At 62.1% G+C, this 17363-nt stretch carries 16 protein-coding genes; 7 read left to right on the top strand and 9 right to left on the bottom strand.

From position 1 onward, the window contains the following. Both OIM99_RS05860 and OIM99_RS05855 read left to right on the top strand, forming a co-directional pair. Window positions 1-1509: an NAD(P)/FAD-dependent oxidoreductase gene (locus tag OIM99_RS05860; RefSeq protein ID WP_311849391.1), complete on the top strand. Its 1509-nt coding sequence runs from the start codon at window positions 1-3 to the stop codon at window positions 1507-1509. After that, complete coding sequence (locus tag OIM99_RS05855; protein ID WP_311849390.1) at window positions 1506-2231, top strand: SDR family oxidoreductase; 726 nt, start codon at window positions 1506-1508, stop codon at window positions 2229-2231. Before OIM99_RS05860 ends, OIM99_RS05855 begins: the two co-directional genes overlap by 4 nt. Window positions 2232-2240: 9 nt before the next feature. Here OIM99_RS05855 and OIM99_RS05850 read toward each other — a convergent pair whose 3' ends face one another. After that, window positions 2241-3137, bottom strand: coding sequence for a LysR family transcriptional regulator (locus OIM99_RS05850; RefSeq protein WP_311849389.1), 897 nt, complete (start codon window positions 3135-3137; stop codon window positions 2241-2243). A 100-nt stretch (window positions 3138-3237) separates the two neighbouring features. Between OIM99_RS05850 and OIM99_RS05845 the strand changes: the two genes are divergently transcribed. Next, window positions 3238-4245, top strand: a complete 1008-nt coding sequence (locus tag OIM99_RS05845) for an amidohydrolase family protein (protein ID WP_311849388.1) — start codon at window positions 3238-3240, stop codon at window positions 4243-4245. A 51-nt stretch (window positions 4246-4296) separates the two neighbouring features. After that, window positions 4297-5283 (top strand): tripartite tricarboxylate transporter substrate binding protein, encoded by a 987-nt coding sequence (locus OIM99_RS05840; RefSeq protein ID WP_311849387.1) that lies wholly within the window; start codon window positions 4297-4299, stop codon window positions 5281-5283. 2 nt (window positions 5284-5285) lie between these two features. Here the strand turns inward: OIM99_RS05840 and OIM99_RS05835 are convergent, their stop codons facing one another. The 3 genes from OIM99_RS05835 to OIM99_RS05825 are packed head-to-tail and all read right to left on the bottom strand — an operon-like array spanning window position 5286 to window position 7972. After that, window positions 5286-6161: an amidohydrolase family protein gene (locus OIM99_RS05835; RefSeq protein WP_311849386.1), complete on the bottom strand. Its 876-nt coding sequence runs from the start codon at window positions 6159-6161 to the stop codon at window positions 5286-5288. Between the two features lie 10 nt (window positions 6162-6171). Next, complete coding sequence (locus OIM99_RS05830; RefSeq protein ID WP_311849385.1) at window positions 6172-7002, bottom strand: SDR family oxidoreductase; 831 nt, start codon at window positions 7000-7002, stop codon at window positions 6172-6174. 1 nt (window position 7003) lies between these two features. Further along, entirely contained in the window at window positions 7004-7972 is a 969-nt protein-coding gene (locus tag OIM99_RS05825) for a tripartite tricarboxylate transporter substrate binding protein (RefSeq protein ID WP_311849384.1), read from the bottom strand. A gap of 148 nt (window positions 7973-8120) precedes the next feature. On the opposite strand from OIM99_RS05825, the gene OIM99_RS05820 reads away from it, so the two are divergent. After that, window positions 8121-9062: a LysR family transcriptional regulator gene (locus tag OIM99_RS05820; protein ID WP_311849383.1), complete on the top strand. Its 942-nt coding sequence runs from the start codon at window positions 8121-8123 to the stop codon at window positions 9060-9062. Between the two features lie 4 nt (window positions 9063-9066). Here OIM99_RS05820 and OIM99_RS05815 read toward each other — a convergent pair whose 3' ends face one another. From OIM99_RS05815 to OIM99_RS05795, 5 genes are all read right to left on the bottom strand, one after another. Next, entirely contained in the window at window positions 9067-9525 is a 459-nt protein-coding gene (locus tag OIM99_RS05815; RefSeq protein ID WP_311849382.1) for an SRPBCC family protein, read from the bottom strand. Between the two features lie 15 nt (window positions 9526-9540). Further along, window positions 9541-10365, bottom strand: coding sequence for a TIGR00730 family Rossman fold protein (locus tag OIM99_RS05810; protein ID WP_311849381.1), 825 nt, complete (start codon window positions 10363-10365; stop codon window positions 9541-9543). Window positions 10366-10608: 243 nt separating this feature from the next. Continuing rightward, complete coding sequence (locus tag OIM99_RS05805) at window positions 10609-10908, bottom strand: hypothetical protein (RefSeq protein WP_311849380.1); 300 nt, start codon at window positions 10906-10908, stop codon at window positions 10609-10611. 244 nt (window positions 10909-11152) lie between these two features. Further along, window positions 11153-12022: a TauD/TfdA family dioxygenase gene (locus tag OIM99_RS05800; RefSeq protein WP_311849379.1), complete on the bottom strand. Its 870-nt coding sequence runs from the start codon at window positions 12020-12022 to the stop codon at window positions 11153-11155. A gap of 42 nt (window positions 12023-12064) precedes the next feature. Next, window positions 12065-13126 carry a hypothetical protein gene (locus tag OIM99_RS05795; RefSeq protein ID WP_311849378.1) on the bottom strand — a complete coding sequence of 354 codons (1062 nt, stop codon included), beginning with the start codon at window positions 13124-13126 and terminating at the stop codon, window positions 12065-12067. Window positions 13127-13383: 257 nt separating this feature from the next. On the opposite strand from OIM99_RS05795, the gene OIM99_RS05790 reads away from it, so the two are divergent. After that, entirely contained in the window at window positions 13384-14418 is a 1035-nt protein-coding gene (locus tag OIM99_RS05790; RefSeq protein ID WP_311849377.1) for a tripartite tricarboxylate transporter substrate-binding protein, read from the top strand. 301 nt (window positions 14419-14719) lie between these two features. Continuing rightward, complete coding sequence (locus OIM99_RS05785; RefSeq protein WP_311849376.1) at window positions 14720-17362, top strand: EAL domain-containing protein; 2643 nt, start codon at window positions 14720-14722, stop codon at window positions 17360-17362. Window position 17363 lies beyond the last annotated feature (1 nt).

The following is a 17363-nucleotide window of genomic DNA, read 5'->3' as shown; positions in this document are numbered from 1 at the left end:
ATGAATACTGCAAGCAAGCCCGATGCATCACGCAGCTATGATGTGGCGATTATCGGCGCCGGCCTTGGCGGCCTCATCACCGCCGCGAAGCTGAAACAGGCCGGTATCGATCGCATCGTCGTGTTCGAGCGCGCCGACGATCTCGGCGGCGTCTGGCGCGCCAATCGCTATCCCAACGTGGCCTGCGACACGCCGATCGATCTTTACGCCATTTCCTTCTTTCTCGGCCGCAACTGGTCGACGAATTTCGCGCCCGGTAACGAGATCTGGGCCTATCTCAACGAATTCGCCGATCATTACGACGTGCGCCCATCGATCGAATTCCGCACCGAGGTCGCCTGCGCCATCTGGGATGACGACAAGGCCCTCTGGGCCATCGAGACCAAGGACGGCCGCGCCTATACCAGCCGCTTCGTAGTCTGGGCCGGCGGGCTTCTGTCGCGGCCCGTCGTGCCCAACGTGCCGGGCAAGGATCTGTTCAAAGGCGAAATGCTGCACACGACCGCATGGTCGGACAAGATAAGCCTGGAAGGCAAATCCGTTGCCGTTGTCGGCGGTGGCGCCACGGCGATCCAGGTGACGCCCTATGCCGCCGGGCACGCTGAGAAAGCCTATATCTTCGTGCGCACGCCGTCTTATGTGTTGCCGCGGCCCGACCTGTTCTTTGCTGAAGCGGATCGCGAAAGCCCGGAATTCGCCGCGCGTCAGAACGAGCGCCGCGAGGAATGGTTCCACCTGTTCGAGAAAATAGCCGAAGCGCGCTTTCCCATGAACAGCGCATTGCTCGCCCAGCAGGAAGGCGAATGGCGCAAGCATTTCGACAAGGAAATCCACGATCCCAGCCTGCGCGACATCCTCACGCCCAACTATCGCTTCGGCTGTAAACGGCCGCTGTTCAGCAACGATTACTATCCGGCGCTGCGCCGCCCGAATGTCGAAGTTATTGGCAGCGGCGTCTCCGCCCTCACCGAGGACAGCATTGTCGACATGGAAGGCAACGCTTATCTGGTCGATGCCATCATCTGGGCGACAGGTTTCGACACGGCGCATATGCTGGGCGGGCTTGAGATTGCCGGGCGCGGCGGCCGTACACTCGAAGCGTTCTGGCGCGAACTGCCGCAAGCCTATTACGGCACCCTCGTCAAAGGCTTCCCCAATCTCTTTCTCATCAACGGGCCGAATGTCAGCGGCGCCTCGGCGACGGACTTCATCGAAGGTCAGGTCACTTTGATCGTCGACGCCATCGGCTCCATGGCCAAGAGCGGCGCCCGCACCGTCGAAGTGTCGGACGCGACATACGACGCCTACAATCGGGACATTCAACGGCGGGCGAGCGACAGCGTGCTGGTGCTGGGCAATTGTTCGTCCTGGTATCGCGCCGGCGGCGATGGCGCCGTCTTCACCCATTGGCCCGGCACCATCGAATTGTTCCGCGCCAAGATCACGGGCGATGCCCGTACGGGTCTCGCTTTCGATCTTCATGAAAAGGCTACGGAGGAAACTTCATGACGCAGGCCAAGGCGGATGTCGCCGTTGTAACCGGCGGGACAGGCGCCATCGGCGCGGCGATTGCCGCCGCATTGCAGTCGCGCGGCTTGCATGTGGTGGCGGCCGATCTTGACGCCAAGCCGGTGGCGGCCGGCCAGTCCTTCTTCGCATGCGATGTCACCGATCCGGCAAGCTTGAAGGCCTTGTTTGCCCATGCGGAGACGCTTGGCACGCTGCGCTGCGTCATCGCCGCCCATGGCATTCTCATGGAAACGCCGGCCGGCGCCGCCGATCCGGCCGCGGTCGCCAAGGTCCTCGATATCAATCTGAACGGCGTCGCCTATCTCTGCGATCTGGCGGGCTCGCATTTGGGGCGCGATACCTCAGTGCTCCTCATCAGCAGCGTCACGGCGTTCATGGGCCGCGCCAAGAATGCCTATGCCTATCAGGCGAGCAAGGCGGGCGTTGAATCGCTGACCCGCACTTTTGCTGTCGCCTATGGACCCAAGGGCATCCGGGTCAATTGCATCGCGCCGGGCTTCATGGCCGTTCCCATGAAGGGCGCCGGTACCGAACTGCGCCAGCGCCAGGGTGGCAGCGATACGGTCGGCAAGGCGGCGCCCCTGGGCCAGGTGATCGCGCCGCAGGAGATCGCGCATGCCGCGGCCTTTCTGTGTTCGAAGGATGCGGCGGCGATCACCGGCGTCGTTCTACCCGTTGATGGCGGCTTCGGAGCGCTTTGACGCTAATTGCTATACCGTCTCCGTCCACGGCGCTTCCTTCACCGTGGTTTTCACCAGGGTTGAAAATTCGCGCGCAGCGCGGCTTTCCGGCCGGTCCTTGCGACGGATGAGGCAGCGATTGACGAAGAGGCCGGGAATAGGCCGGCCTTTCAATTGCAGCCGATGGGTCTTGCCGATCAGGCTGAATTTCGGCGCGATGGCATAGCCGATGCCGGCCTCGATCAGATCTTCGTTCAACTGCGTCGAATCGGTCTCGACGACCGGCGTCAGCGCGATACCGGCCTGCGAGGCATAGCCATCAAGCAGATCGCGGATGACATTGCTGCGCCGTGCGGCGAGCAGCGGCACCGACGACAGAAATTTTGGCGTGATACGGCTCGGCAGATAGGCGTTCTGCGAGGTGAAAATCCAGATTTCCTCTTTGAAAAGGCGCTCCGCCAGCAGATGCGCCGGTGCGCTGATCAGGCTGGCGATGGCGATATCGAGTGTGTCGGTAAACACGTCGCGTGCCAATTGATCGCTGATGCCCTCTCGCACCTCGATGCTGATCCTGGGATAGAGTTTCAAGAAGGAGCGCACCGGGTCCGAGAGGAGGCGGCCCGTCAAAGCCGGCGGGCAGCCGATGCGCAGCCGTCCCGAAGGGATCAGCGAGCGCGCCTGAATGTCTTCCTGCATCTGATCGAAACTGCGGATCTGCAATTCGGCCCGCTCCAGCAGCAGCTTGCCGAATTCGGTCAGTTCGACGCCTTTCTGGTGGCGCACGAAAAGCGTGCCGTCGAGCTCGTCTTCCAGCAGGCGGATGTGGCGCGTCAGCGCCGGCTGCGCCACGTGCAGCTCCACCGCGGCCCGACTGAAGCTGCGATTGCGCGCGATGGCGACGAAATATCTGAGCTGCGTCAGGTTCATTCTGGCCACCATATCATTTTGCTATGGAGGGGCAAAAAATCTGTATTTGGCGGATAGCCGGAGGACGTGCTTCATCGCGCCATCTGAAGAGGAAACGCCGATGATCATCGAGTGGCACACCCACGTTTATCCGCCCGAAGAAGCCGCCGCCGACAGCCGCGCCTGGGAAGGCAAGAATCTTGGACCGGCGTGGGATGGCCGCTGCCCGATGACAATCGACAATGTCATGGACGCGCATCGCCGCTCCGGCGTGGCGCTCAGCGTGATCAGCAATGCCGCGCATTACATTCGCTACAAGAGCGATGCGGATGAATTGAAAGCCGTCCAGCGCTGGTCCGATTACGCAGCCGAGCTGCAAGCCAAACATGCCGGCGAAGTGCTGGGCTTTGCCACGATCCTGCCCGCCGCCGGTCCGGCGATGGTCAAAGAAGCCGAACGCGCCATTCGCCAGCTTGGTCTGCGCGGCTTTTTCATCCACTCCAATCACAAGGGTATCTATCCCGACAATGATGCGGCGCGGCCGTTCTGGGAGCTGGCTGAAGATCTCGACGTGCCCGTCTTCATCCATCCGCCGCATGCCGGCATCGGCGAGGAATTCGTCGGCGAATATCGGCTGGCTTCCAGCATCGGCCGCCCGGCCGATCTCTGCCTCGCTATCTCCAGGCTGATCGTGCGCGGCATTCTGGAGGACTTCCCGCGCCTGAAACTTGTCGGCTCGCATGGTGGCGGCGGCATCTGCGAGGTCATCGGCCGCATGAACTATGCTTACGAGCTGCAGGACGAGGCCTATTTCCTCGGCTCCTATGCGCCCATGAAGATCAAGCACGAACCGGGATATTATTTGAAGAAAATGTATTTCGACTCGGTGACCTATCACATGCCGGCGGCGCGCATGGTTCTCGACACGGTGGGGCCCGATCATTTCATCTATGGCAGCGATGCGCCCCCGCTGACGGTGCTGAAGCCGCGCGCCATTCAGATGGTCAAGGACATGCATCTGCCGCAAGACCAGGAAGAGAAGGTTTTCTGGCGCAATGCGGCCAAACTCTTGAAGTTGAGCGAGGCCGAACTCGCCAAGCTGCACGCCAAACAGTCGGAGCCCGCATAACGAAACGCCGTTTTGCCGCGTTGAGAAGAAGAGGCCGGTCGGGGAGGGACCATGTCTGTTGTCAAAACGATAAACGCTTTCGGACGGATCGCTTTGTTCGCTCTGGTCGCGACCGGCGTTATATCGCCAGTTCTCGCACAGACCTATCCGAACAAGCCGATCCGCCTCATCTCCGGTGTCGGCGTCGGTGGAACGTTCGATATTTTCGTGCGTGCGCTTGGCGAGGAACTCACCCGCAAATGGGGCCAGGCTATCGTCATCGAGCCCCGGCCGGGCGGCAATTTCATCACAGCCGCGCGGGCCTGCGCCGATGCGGCGCCGGATGGTTATACACTCTGCTCGCTCTCCGGCGACAATCTCGTCTATCCGGAGTTTCTGTTTCGCGATCTCGGCTTCGACATCCGCAACGGCCTGAAGCCGATCGTCAATCTGTTCTTCAATCCGCAAATGCTGGTTGTGACGTCGAGCCTGAAGGCGCGCACCCTTGAAGACGTCGCCGCCGCCGCGCGGCAACGGCCCAAAACCCTGGCCTATATGGCGCCGGCGCCGCCGAGCCGTCTGTTCATGGAATATTTCAACCGCCAATATGGGCTCGATATCGTCGGCGTGCCGTTTCGCGGCGGCAGCGACGCGCTGAGCAATCTGATGAGCGGGTCGATCCATTTCGTGTTTACGGGCGCTGCTAATTTTTCCAGCCTGATCGATGACGGACAGATCTATCCGCTCGTCATCGATACGCCGCAACGTCTGCCGCAATATCCCGATGTTCCGACCATGATCGAGGCCGGCTACAAAGGCGCTTTGGTGCGCAATTATCTCGGCCTTGTCGGGCCGGGCCAGTTACCCGATGCGCTGGTCGCGCAGATCAATGCGGCCGTGAACGAGATCATGAACGATCCGGCCTTCCGCAAGCGCCATCTGTTCGATCGCGGCTTGCAGCCTGCCAATGGCAGCACGGCCGAGTTCGAAGCTTTCCTAACTCAGGACCGCGTGGAATCGGCCAAAGTGGTGCAGGAGGCGCATCTGCCGGTTCAATAGGCTCACGCGAAGCCGAACAGCTTCGTCGGATTGTCGACGAGAATGCGCTGACGGGTTTTCTCGTCCGGCGCGATCTCGCCCAAAAGGTCGACGAGATCGCCATCGTCAGGCATAGGCCCATGCAGATTGACATGCGGCCAGTCGCTGCCCCAGACGACGCGCTCGGGTGCATGGCGCACCAGGCATGCCGGGATCGCAAGGGCATCGCGATAGGGCGGTCCCTTGATCGACAGGCGATCGGCGCCGCTGATCTTCACCCAGACATGACCGCGATCGAGGAGCTTGCGCAGCGCCTGAATCGCTGGCCCTTCCGGCCCTTCGGCCAGGGGCGGGCGCCCCATATGGTCGATCACCACGGTGGCGTCGATTTCGCCGATGAAAGGCGCATATTGGACGATGTCATGCCCGGCGACATGGATGGCGATATGCCAGCCGAAGGGTTTGACGCGGGCGATCACCTCGCGCACCGCAGCCAAATCCGGTGCGCCGCCAAGATGGGCAAGGAAGCTGAAGCGCACGCCGCAAAAGCCGGCCGCATCATACTGGGCTAATGTCTCGTCGCTGTCGGTGCGGCGGATCAGCGCCACGCCGCGATAGCGCCCGGCGCCGTCGCGCAGGGCTTGCAGCACCGCTCTGTGATCGAAGCCGTGCCCCTGGCTCTGCACGATGACCGCGCGCGAAAAGCCGAGATGATCGTGCAACTGCCGCAACGCACTCTCCGGCGCTTCATTGGGCGTGAAGCTGCGCGTCTCTGGCAAAGCGAAGCGCGCGAACGGCCCGAAGATATGGCAATGGCTGTCGCAGGCCTGAGCGGGAAGGGCGATATTGGGCTTGCGGGGATGGAGAAGCGGCGGCGGGCCATCGGCAATCAGAGTCACAACAGGTCCTTCAATCGCAACGGGCGGTCATGCCGCCATCGACAATGATTTCAGTGCCGGTGATGAAGCGTGCTTCATCGCTGGCGAGGAAGAGGGCGGCATAGGCCGTGTCGCGTCCGTCGCCCATGAAGCCGAGGGGAATGCGCGCTTGGCGTGCCGCCAGCAATGTCTCTATGTCGCCGCCGGTGCGCTGTTTCGCCAAGCGCGTCTCGACCATTGGCGTGTGCATCTGGCCGGGCACCACCGTGTTCACGCGGATGCGCTTGGGCGCATATTCCACCGCCGTCACCCGGGAGAACTGGATGATGGCGGCTTTCGTCGAGGCATAGGCCACCTGCGCCGAGCCGGTCCAACGCAGGCCTGACGTCGAGGCCGTGTTGACGATGGCGCCGCCGCCGGCCGCTTCCATCAGCGGGATCACATGTTTGCAAGTGAGGAAGACGCTGGTCAGGTTGAAATCAAGCTGCGCGCGCCAGCGTTCTTCGCTCAGCGCCACGGCGCCGCCGGGCGCCGAGCCGCCGATATTGTTGACCAGGATGTCGATCGTGCCGAAGCGTTCGCGGCAAGCCTGCACCGCCGCTTCGATCTGCGTGCTGTCGGTGGCATCGCAGAGATGCGTGGCGATCGTGCCGCCTTCATCTTCCACGCGCGCCACGGTCTCGACCATCGTCTCGGCCTTGAGATCGAGCGCGAACACCGCAGCGCCTTCGCGGGCGAACAGCACGGCGGCCGCCCGGCCATTGCCCCAGCCGGAACCGACGCAGCCCGCTCCGGTGATGAACGCGACCTTGCCGGTAAGTCGCCCGCGTGTTTGCTGCCCCTGTCTTTCCTGAACGCTCATATCAATTGGCTTTCACGCCGGCTGTTTTCACCACCTCGGCCCATTTGTCGATTTCGCTGCGGATATAGGCGGCGAATTCGTCCGGCTTGTTGGCGACGACGATGGCGCCTTGCAGCCCGAGCTTCTCCTTCGTCTCGGGCGCATTGAGCGCTTCGACGAGAATGGCGTGCAGGCGGTCGACGATCGGCTGCGGCGTCGCCGGCGGCGCGACGATGCCATACCAATTGTCGGCGACCACTTGCGGCAGGCCGAGTTCCGCCGTCGTCGGCAGATCAGGCAAGCTCGGCGAGCGTTTCGCGCTGCCGATCGCCACCGCCCGCATCGTGCCGGCCTGCACATGCGGCAGCAGCACGGCGATATCCATGAACATCAGATCGACCTGGCCGCTGAGCAGATCGTTCACCGCCGGTGCCGCGCCACGATAGGGCACATGGGTCATTTCGATCTTGCCGTATTGCTTCAACAGTTCGCCGGCGAGATGCGGCATGCTGCCGGGGCCGGAAGAAGCGAAGTTGAGTGTATTGGGTTTGGCCTTGGCCAGCGCGATCAGCTCGGGCAGCGTCTTGGTCGGCACCGCGGTGCCGACCACCAGCAGCTCCGGCACGCTGGCGGCCAAGGTCAGCGCCCGCAGATCCTTGCGCGGGTCATAGCCGATCGCCTCCTGCATGCTGACGCTGATGGCGAGCGCCCCCGCTGTGCTGATGCCGATCGTATAGCCGTCCGGGTCGGCCTGGGCGACGGCGCGCGTGCCGACCGCGCCCCCGGCACCGGCCCGATTATCGATCACCACCGGCTGCCCGATATTGGCCTGCATCTTTTCCGCGACCACGCGGGCGATCGTGTCGGCCGGACCGCCGGCCGCGAAGGGCGCGATGAAGCGAACGGGCTTGTTCGGAAATGTTTGCGCCGAAGCGACCGTTGCGCCGCCCGCCCAGGCGGCGAGCACCAGACCGCGAACCAAAAAATGCATGACGTTCCCCTCCCCAGAGCCAGGCTTGGGCGCCGGCTCGCGCGCGACTTTCTCAGCCCGGGCCGGAGAGGACAAAAACCGTCTTGCGATGCTATATCATGCCGTTTTGGCATATCTTCTAGGCTTTCATGCTGGATGGGCAGGAGCGATGGATTCCCGGAAATTGCGCTATTTCGCCGTTACGGCGCGGCTCGGCAGCTTCACCCGCGCCGCCGAGGAATTGCGCATCGCCCAGCCCGCCCTGAGCCGGCGCATCCGCGAAATCGAGGAGGAGCTGGGGCAGGAGCTGCTCGTCCGCCATGGTCGGGGCGTGCGGTTGACGCCGGTCGGCGCGGCCGTGTTGCAGCGCGCCGAGGAGATCGAGCACCTCATGGGTCTGATCAAGCACGAGGCGAACCAGGATCGGCCGGCGCTGCGCGGCAAGATTTCCATCGGCATGCCGCCGGCTGCCGCTTTGCGCATCGGGCCACGCTTGGCGCAGCGGATGGCGCAGGCGCATCCCCATGTCACTTTGCATCTGCGCGACGGCGTCAGTTCGCTCATCCACGAATGGGTGATCGAGAAGCGGATCGATCTCGGTCTCGCCTATAATGCGACGCCCATCGATGGCTTGGAGAATGTGCCGCTGCTGCGTGAGCGCGCCGTCCTCGTCGGGCCGCCCGATGCGCGTGCGGTGACGGCGGTGAACGAGCCGATCCGTTTGCGCGACATCGCTGGCCTGCCGTTGATCATGCCGAGCCTGCCGCACAACAATCGCCGCGTTCTCGAAGAAGCCGCTGCGCGGCTTGGCGTGCGCCTGGTCATGCGCACCGAGGTCGATAGCGTGGCGCTCACCAAGGCCATGGTGCGCCAGGGCCAGGGCTATACCATCCTGTCGCATGCCTCCGTCGACGATGAGGTCATGCAGGGCGAACTCAGCCGCCGCGTCATCGACAATCCGCCTGTTTTCGCCGATCTGTTTCTCATCGCCGACCGTTCCGCCAAGAGCGAATCGTTGAAGCAGCAGGTCATGCAGGAGATTCAGGCTTTGGTGTTTGAACTCTGCGACAATGGCGCCTGGCCCGAGGCGGTTGGCGTGCCGAAGCGGTGACGCTCTATTCGACGAAGCGTGCGAGATTTTCGAGTGTCGATCTCAGCCCTTCGTCGTGATCTTCGCGCCGGATGCCATCTGGCACGTTCTCGCAGAGAATGGTCACGTGCGTCCCTTCGGGCACGGCGTCGAAGCGCCACGTCATGGTCATGGTGCCGGCAAAGACTGGATCGTCGGATGCAAACTCGGCTTGCCAAACGATCTTCCTGTCGGGGATCAGTTCGAGAAATCGCCCTTGCACCACATCGGTATTCTCGGATGTCTTGCCGGGCGTTGCATGGCCCAGGCTCTCATAGCGCAGAACCATGCGATAGGCGCCGCCGGCACGCGGCTCGAACGTTTGGATTTCGCAGCTCATGCCTTGGGGCGGCAGCCATGTCTTCAAGGCGTCGGCGGTCACGAACGCCTGATAGAGGGCATGCGGCGCGGCGTGGATAACCTTTGAAGCCGTGTCCGTTCGCATGCCCATCACCCACCCTCAATTGGGATGATCGACGCCGGGAATATGCAGGCCGCGCCGCACGAGCGAAGCCCATCCGTCCTCGGCGGTCTCGGCGAATTCGATCAGTTTCAGATCTTCCGGCGCGATCATGCCTTCCTCGATCAGCGCGTCGAAATTGATGATTTTGCGCCAATAGCTTTCGCCAAACAGCACGATGGGCGCATGCGGTGCCTTCCGGGTCTGCTGCAAGGTCAGCACCTCGAACAATTCGTCCAACGTGCCGAAGCCGCCGGGAAAGACCGCGAGCGCATTGGCCCGCATCGCCAGATGCATCTTGCGCATCGCGAAATAGTGGAAGCGGAAACTGAGTTCCGGCGTGATGTAGGGATTGGGCATCTGCTCATGCGGCAGGGTGATGTTGAACCCCACCGTCGGCGCGCCGGCATCGACGGCGCCGCGATTGGCGGCTTCCATGATGCCCGGACCACCGCCCGTGGCGATGACATTGTCGCGCCAGCGATTGCGCGGCGCGAGCGCGCCACCGCGCTCGGAGGCGATAGCGGCGAATTCGCGGGCGATCCGGTAAAATTCGGCGCGCCGCTGCATGATCTCGGCGAGCTGTTTCTCGACGTTGCTCTGCGCTTTCTCGGCCATGGCCGCAGCCTGTTCGGGCGAGGGAATGCGCGCGCTGCCGAAGACGATGATGGTCGAGCGAATGCCCCAGTCACGCAGGGACAATTCGGCCTTGCTGTATTCGAGTGCGAAGCGGATGGCGCGCAGTTCGTCGCGAAGCAGAAAGTCGGTGTCCTCGACGGCGAGAAGCGTGGAGTGCGAGCCATTGCGCGGAGGCGAATCATTCATGTTGGCATCATCCCATTTTTCGCGCCGAGTCTGGCGGATGCGCCGGGAGAGCGCAAACCACGAATGCGATAGGGCTACGCGTGTCGCGTCGCGGCTATGCCATCAAATATGGGAAATGGCCTGAGCCTGATGCCTGTCTTCAATCAACGCGCGGTGCGTCGTTCAGGCAAAGCGGTCGGGGGCGACCGATGTATGCAGCAAAGAAGCGGAGGGCGGGCGGGCCCGCCCTCCAAATTGTTCTGACTACCAGCAGCCGTAGTAGCCGCAGCGGTAACCGTACGGACGGCTCGCAGCGGCGCCGAGCACCGCGCCACCGATCACGCCAGCGGCCACGGCCGCGGTCGCGGCATTGGCGGCGTCCTGCGACTGCGCGCGGTTGGTCTGATAGGTCGCGGCGACGCAGCGGCGATAACGCTCGCTGCCGGGGCGCAGGCCCTGGGCGTCGCAGGTCATCTGCGCGCTGGCAGCGGATTCCTGCGTCGTCTGGCAACCAGCGAGGGGGATCGCGAACAGGATGCCGGCGATCGCAGCTTTAAAACGCATTTGCACAGTTTCCCTCCATAGTGGGAATAAATGGAATAAAGGCACGGCTTCTAGCTACGTCGATCGCTTGATTTGTGCAACTGGGGACCTCTCGTGATTGACGGATAAATGCTGCGATGGAGGCGATAAATCCTGCATTGCGACATAGATTCCACAGAGATTCCGCTTGACAGGTATCTGCTCATGGTTAAGGCGCGTTGCGCCGCAATATTTTGCGTGCAACGCGCCCGCCAACGCTTGCGGCTCAGGCGGCAACCGGCGGCGCGGTGCCTTCGATCTGCACGCGGAATCCCGAGCGCACGTTCGGCCAATAGTCCCAGATCGCCTTGTGGTGGGTGCAGCGATTGTCCCAGAAGGCGATCGAATGCGGCCGCCAGCGGAAGCGGCAGGTCCATTCTGGCTTGTTGCAGTGATCGACCAGGAACTGCAGGATCCGGTCGCCCTCGAGACGCGGCAATTCGTTGATATGCGACGTGAAGTCGGTGTTGACGTAGATCACTTCACGGCCCGTCACCGGATGACGGATGATCACTGGATGGACGGTGACCGGCGTGCCGGGGCCGAAGACGCGCGTGCCATCGTGGGTGGCGGTGAGGCCCTTGAGATAGACCTTCATCTGCGGTGACAGCGCTTCATAGGCCGCATACATGCTGGCGAACATGGTGTCGCCGCCGCCGTCCGGCGGTACCGTATGATTGTAGAGCATGCTGCCCAGCGGCGGCACCACGGCGCAGGATTGATCCGAGTGAAAATTCTCGCCGGAAATCTGCTTCGAGGTTTCGTCGTAGTGGAACTTGCGCACCAGATCGTTGTCGGTCTTCTTGCTGATCGTCGAGGCGCCGACATGTTTGCCGAGCGGACCGAAATAGCCGGCCAGGCGGATCTGATCCTCGAAGCTGATGCGCTGATCGCGGAAGAAAATCACCTGATAGCGGGCGAAAGCGTCGTGCAGTTCTTCCACCTGCTTGTTGCTGAGCGGCTGGGTGAGATCGATGTCTGTGATCTCGGCGCCGATATGCGGGCTCGAAGGCGTGGCGGTGATCGTTTCATAGCTGGCGCCGACGCCACGGGAGGCGATCTTGGCGATCTGGGGAAGATGGGCGGTTCCACTCATATGTATTTCTCCTAACGTCTTTTCTGCTGTTTCATCGCCGCGTCATGCGGATTTGCTGTGTTGATAAATGCTCTGCATCAGGCGGATCAGATGGGTCTGCTCGTTGCGCGTGAGAACGCTGAGCATGCGTGTGTTGACGCGCCGCACGCGGATCGCGAGATCCTTCTGGAAGGTCTTGCCTGAAGGCGTGAGCGCCAGCCGCCGTTGCGCGTGATCCTCCGGCGACAGGAAGTCCATGGCCAGCAGTTTGGCGACGACGGCGAAGGCCGAACCGCGATTGACGTCGAGCAGTTTCGGTAGGTCCTTGGTCGCGATCGTTTCGAACGCGCCGATCAGATTGAGCGCGCCGGATTCGATCGGCGTGATGTTGAGCGTGCCGCATTCGAGCGTGAACAGATCGACGGAAATCTGTCGCGCGCGACGCAGCAGCGCCACGGGATCGAGCTTGCCATCGAGCAGATCCATGACGGCCGGATTCTGCCGGATCGTGCCGTTGGCGGAATGGGCCAGCACCAGTTTGGTGAAGATGCGGGTGAAGAGCGGCTTTTCGCGCTCGCTGAGTCCGGCCAGGAACGAGCGTTCGACCGTAGCGATGACGCGGCGCACGCGCGTGAGTACGGCGCGGCCATCCTTGGTCAATGCATAGATGCGCCGCCGCCGGTCGGCAGACGGCGCGGTGATGGCGGTGAGGCCCGAGCGTTGCAGCAGGCCGATCTCCTTGGCGAAACTGACCGTGTCGAGCGCCGCCAGCTCGCGCAGCTTGTCGCTGTCGCAAGGGCCGGTGGCGAGAATGCGCAACAGCAGGCTGCCCACCGGGCTGATGCCGAGATTGCCGGCCAGGGCCTCATAGGTGTCGAAGGCGATGCGCCGCAGATGGCGCGTGAGGGGGCCGAGGCTTGCGGCGGATTGTTCGACCATGAATGGCGGCACGGTGGCCGGCCGTGTCTCCGCCTTGGTTGGCAGCAGCGAATCCGCTTCCGGTGCAGCGCTTTTCTGACGAATGAGGCCGGCTTTCGATGCCGTATCGAGGGACGGCGTGGGGGGTGTCGGCAGGCGTGGACGCGTCGTGGCGGCGCGAAGAGGGCGTCGAACATATCCGGTCATGACGGAGATACCTCTTCTTGAAGGGACGCGCCGCGATCTGGCTATCGATCGAAATGTTGGATAGCTAATCTAAATCTATAATGGATCTAGGTGGCGATGCAAGCCCGAATTCGATCACATATGCCCTTAAGGCAGGCATCAATTGCGAAAATAATTAGCTTTCCAACATCAATGCTTCCGGCATATGTTAGTTATACAACATCTAAAGAGGCTGGCGAGCCCAATCTGCCAAGGCCAAGAACGCCAAAGCGGAAAGCATGAAGGCCAAGAACACGAAGGTCGAGAACGAAGGGGATATGGAGATGAGAAACCGCTGGACCGTGGCATGCCGCGCGCTGGTACGGGGATTTTTGCTGGCGTCGGCCGCGTCCATGGCCGCACCTGTCGTTCTGGCTCAGGAAAGCGCGCAAATGCGTTTCGTCGTGCCTTTCCCGGCCGGCGGTACGCTCGACGTTCTGGCCCGCGCCGTCGCCAATGATCTGGGCCCGGTGCTGGGCGAGAGCATTGTCGTCGAAAATCGACCGGGCGCCTCCGGCGCGATCGGCGCCGATTTCGTCGCCAAGGCTTCCAAGGACGGCCGCAACCTGCTGATCGCCTCCAACACGCTGGTCACGCTACCGGCCATGCGCAAGGACATGCCCTTCGACGTGTTCAAGGACCTGGCGCCGGTCATCAAACTGGGCGAAACGCCCACGGTCCTGACGGTTCATCCCTCTTTCGCCGCAACCGACTACGCCTCTTTCGCCGCCAAGGTGAAAACCTTGAAGGACGGCGCCAGCTATAATTCGCCGGGCATCGCCTCGCCGCCGCATCTTGCCGGCGAACTGCTGGCGCGCGCCACCGGCCTCAATCTGGTTCACGTGCCCTATCGCGGCACGCAGCCGGCGGTCACCGATCTCGTCTCCGGGCAGATACTGGTGATGATGGCGCCCTTGAATGCGGTTTTGCCATTTTTCGAAACCAAACAGCTCGTTCCCATCGCGCTGACGGATGCGTCGCGGACCAAATTCCTGCCCGCGACCCCGACCCTGGCGGAAGCCGGCGTCAAGAACATGCCGCCGGTGACCTCCTGGTTCGCGGTCTTGACCACGGGCGGCACGCCGCCGGAGCGGGTGCAGCGCCTGAACAAGGAAATCGCCAAAATCCTGCGCGAGCCGAAGGTCGAGGCGAGCCTGGCGGCCCAGACCTTCGAGATTAAGACCGGTTCGCCGGAGGATCTGGCCAAGCTCATGCGCGAGGACGCGGCCATCAACGCCAAAATCGTCGCTGAAGCCCACATTTCGGCGCAATAAACCGCTTCTGATGAAGTCATGAGCCGCCGCCGGTCCTGCCGGGGGCGGCTTTTGCGTGTTTGATCGAGTTTGGCGATCAGCCGGACGCTTCGTTCGCTTATATTCATATCATTAATGAAGTTGATGGGTTTTGGTGACAAAAATACCGCACCGGCCAAATGTCATTTATGCTGCACACGTGGGCTGTGGACGTCGGGGGATGTTAACGTTCGCTTAACCAGCGATCATAAAAGTCGGGAGTTTAAGTCTATTGCAACAACGGCACGCCAAATTACTCTAAGGAAATCAAGGCGCATATCGCATGCAGCTGCATATCGCTCATCTACCGAAATTGATCTTGCAGCGCCGGACATCCGCGATTCTGGGGATGATCATCATTGCGCTCTTGTGGGTGGCCGTTGCCGCGATCTATCGCGAGGACACCAAGCAGGACCTGCTCGATTACGAACGGCGCAACCAGAACTACGCCATGCTGTTCGAAGAGAACGTGCTGCGGTCCATCGGCGAGATCGATAAATCCCTGCTCTATCTCCGGCGCAGCGTCGAAGCGGCGAAAGACTATAAAGACTATCAGACCATCGTGATGACCACCGATGTTCTCAGCGAGATCATCGTCCAGATGGCTATCATCGATGCGGACGGCATCAGCCGCGGCTCGAATGCGACGGCGCAGCCGAGCGGCGTGATCAGCGTCAAGGACCGCGAACATTTCCGCGCCCATCTGGACAGCAACGAAGACAAGCTGTTCATCAGTAAACCAGTGATCGGCCGGGCCAGCGGCAAATGGTCGGTGCAATTCACCCGCCGCTTCTCCAACAAGGACGGGTCCTTCGCCGGCGTCGTGGTGGCCTCCATGTCGCCGGAGCATTTCGCCAGTTTCTACGACAAGATCGATCTGGGCGCGGCGACGGCCGTGGCCCTGATCGGCAGCGACGGCGTCGTGCGCTCGAGCGGCGGTGCCGCCGATCGTCTGTCGCTCGGGCAGAGTCTGAAGGGCACCAAACTCTACAGCGCCATCGAGGCGGGCAAGGATACGACGTTCGAGGATGAGGGCACCTCGCCGGAAGATGCGCAGTTCATCACCGTCCATCCGGTGCGCGGCTACCCGCTTTGGGTTGCGGTCGCGACCAAGACCAGCGCGATCTACGAATCGTCCTGGTCCAATCTCAAGCAGAACGTCTGGATCGTCTCCTGCCTGACGCTCCTCACCCTGATCGCGCTCGAACAGATCTTGCGGGCGGAGGAGCGGGCGCAGCAGAAGGCCGAGCAGTTGCAGCTCACCCTGGAACATATCAGCCAGGGCATCATGCTCGTCACCAAGGATCTCCAGGTGCCGATCATCAACCGGCGCTGCGGTGAACTGCTGCAATTGCCGAAGGATATGGTGGAGAAACCGCCTCCCTTCCTCGAACTGGCGCAGTTTGGCGCCAACAACGGCAATTTCAGCCTGGCGCTCGACAGCACGGACAACAAAGCCGACGCACCGACGACCGAACCGAAAATCCAGGACTACAAGCGTCCGGATGGCACCTATATCGAAGTCCGCAAGACCCGGCTGCCCGACGGCGGCGTGGTCCAGACCTTCACCGACATTACGGTGCGCCGGGAAGCCGAGGCCCATATCGCCCGGCTGGCGTCGGAAGACCCGCTGACCAAACTGGCGAACCGCCGCGTCTTCGGGTCCAAGATCGACGAATTGACCCGTCAGCGCCGCATGTCCGGTATCCCGGAAGAGCGGCAGGCGGATTTCGCCGTCCTCTTCCTCGACATGGACCGTTTCAAGGTCGTCAACGATACGCTCGGCCATCGCATCGGCGACCGGCTGCTGATCGAAGTGGCGCAGCGGCTGAAGTCGACCTTGCGCCGTTCCGATCTGCTCTCGCGTCTCGGCGGCGATGAATTCGCCATCCTGATCAGTTCCTTTGAGAACCAGGATGAAATCCAGAAGCTGGCGGCGCGGCTCATCGACGTGATGACGCAGCCATTCCAGGTCGATCGCCATCTTATCTCGACCAGCGTCAGCATCGGCATCGCCATCGGACCGCGCGACGGCAAGACCGATGACGATCTCTTGGTCGCCGCCGACCTTGCGCTCTATGCGGTGAAAGTCTCCGGCCGCGGCGCCTACCGGTTCTATGAAAGAAGCATGCATGATGACGTCAACGACCGTCATCAGATCGAGATCGATCTGCGTCATGCGCTTGAAAACAATGAGCTGGAGCTGTTCTACCAGCCGATCATCGATCTCAAGCGCAATGCGATCGTCGCTTTCGAGGCTTTGGCGCGCTGGCGGCATCCGACCAAGGGCGTGATCGCTCCGTCCACCTTCATCTCCGTCGCAGAAGATTGCGGTTTGATTCTGCCGCTCGGCGAATGGGCTTTGGCCGAGGCTTGCCGGGTCGCCAAGACCTGGCCGGCGGAACTCAGTGTTTCCGTCAATCTGTCGCCGGTGCAGATCGTCAGCCCGCACGTGGCGCAGACCATCAGCCGCATCCTGCTCGAGACCAATCTCGAGCCGCACCGGCTGACCCTTGAAATCACCGAACGGGTTCTGCTCGACGAGACGGACAAGACCATCTCGACCTTGCGGCGGCTCAAGGAGATCGGCGTCAAACTGGCGCTCGATGATTTCGGCACCGGCTATTCGTCCCTGTCCTATCTGCGCAACTTCCCCTTCGACATCGTCAAGATCGATCGCAGTTTTGTCGCCGATCTCGGCCGCGACAGTTCCAGCAATGTCATCGTCCAGGCGGTTGTTCTCCTGGCCGACGGTCTCGGCATCAAGACGGTCGCCGAAGGCATCGAAACCTCGGCGCAACTGCAATTGTTGCAGGGGCTGGGCTGCGGCGCCGTCCAGGGCTATTTGCCTGGCCGTCCGGTGCCCGTCAGCGACGTGCCCGCCGTCATCGAGGAATGGAACGACAAGCGTTACATTCCCGCCTGAG

The sequence above is a fragment of the Methylocella sp. CPCC 101449 genome (assembly GCF_031921685.1).
GTDB lineage: Bacteria > Pseudomonadota > Alphaproteobacteria > Rhizobiales > Beijerinckiaceae > Terripilifer.
The sequence above is the reverse complement of the archived record's forward strand: the minus strand, read 5'-3'. Positions and strand labels throughout refer to the sequence as shown.